1 protein-coding gene is annotated in these 1,580 nt (G+C 62.0%); it reads right to left on the bottom strand.

Annotated features, from left to right (window positions below; all coding sequences use genetic code 11):
- Positions 1-90: 90 nt before the first annotated feature.
- Positions 91-1,580: cbb3-type cytochrome c oxidase subunit I (locus EN925_RS35150; RefSeq protein ID WP_128337332.1), on the bottom strand; the 1,490-nt coding region annotated here is incomplete at its 5' end.

Below are 1,580 nucleotides of genomic sequence, written 5' to 3'. Positions count from 1 at the left end.
GCCTCGGTGGCGATCAGGCAAACCATGCCCCACCAAGCGGTCGAAACCACCCCGGCGCCCCCGACAGGCAGGATCTGGCCATGCGCGTGGTCACTCATAGACTTCCACCCTTTCCTCCGCGACGTGGGGTTGCGGCGTGAGCCACACGGCTAGAATCACGATCTCGCAGACTAGGCCGAACACCATCAGCCAGATCACCTGCGCCAACATGCCGAAGAACAACAGCATCATCCCGACCGAGAGCAGGAACGGCAGGATGCTGTCGCCCGGCATTTTCAGGACGACATTGGGCTCGGCATCGAGCAGGGTGACGCCGATGGTTTCCTTTCCCCGATCCAGCACCATGCCGTCCGGCGCGGCGTCGCCGACAACGGACCGCTCCTCGCTTTCCTTGAGCCGATCCTCCCAAAGCGGATAGCGAGAAGCAATCTGCGGAATGGTCGCGAAATTATAGACCGGCGGCGGCGAGGTCGTCGCCCATTCGAGAGTCGGCGCGTCCCAGGGATTGTCACCCGCCACCGCGCCAGCCCGTAGGCTCTTGGCCACATTGATTAGGAAAAGGAGAGCGCCCGCTGCGAAAACGAATGCGCCAACGCTTGAAAGTAAATTCAGCCAGCCCAGGCCCATGCCCGAGGGATAAGTATAGATGCGGCGCGGCATGCCCATCAACCCGCTGATGTGCATTGGGAAAAAGGCGGCGTTGAAGCCGATGAACATAACCCAGAAGGTCCATTTGCCGAGCCGTTCGTCCAGCATCCGGCCGCTCATCTTCGGAAACCAATAATGGATGCCGCCGATAACCGGGAAAACATTGATTCCAAGCAGAACGTAATGGAGGTGGGCGACGACGAAATAGGTGTCGGTGAGCTGCCAGTCGAGCGCAACCGATGCGGTCATGAAACCGGAGACGCCGCCGATGACGAAAAGCAGGATGAAGCCAGCGAAGAACAGGAACGGCGTCGTGAACTGCGGCTTGCCCGTCCAAATGGTTGCGATCCAGGCGAAAACGCCGATTGCGCTGGGCACCGCGATGACGAAACTGGCGGCGCTGAAAAACGCCAGCGACATCACGGGCAGCCCGGTCGCGAACATGTGATGCACCCACACGCCGAAGCCGAGGACCATCGTGGCGACGGTCGAGATTGCGACCAGCGTATAGCCGACCAGCGGTCGCCGGCAGAACACTGGCAGCGCGTCCGACACGATGCCCATGGCCGGCAGCACTAGGGCGTAAACCCATGGATGGCCGAAGATCCAGAACAGGTGCTGCCACAGCAGCGGCTGTCCGCCACCGCTCATCTCGAAGAAGTGGGTGCCGTAGCGCCGGTCGAGCCAGAGCATGGCGCAGGCAAGGCTGACTGCCGGGACCGCGAGCAGATTGGCCGCCGACGCCGTCAGCGTGCCCCAGACCAGGATGGGCAGCCGGTTGACGGACATTCCCGGCGCGCGGCAGCGCAACAGCGTAACGATGAAATTCGCCGAGCCGACCACCGTCGAGATGCCCAGGAAGATCAGGCCCAGCGCGAACACGTCCATGTTGATGCCGGGATCGTATTCAAGGCTGGTGTTGGGCACATAGG

This window comes from Mesorhizobium sp. M7A.F.Ca.US.006.04.2.1 (assembly GCF_004022915.1).
In the GTDB taxonomy this organism is placed as follows: Bacteria; Pseudomonadota; Alphaproteobacteria; order Rhizobiales; family Rhizobiaceae; genus Mesorhizobium; species Mesorhizobium ciceri.
Note: the sequence above shows the minus strand (reverse complement) of the source record. Positions and strands in the feature narration are given on the sequence as shown.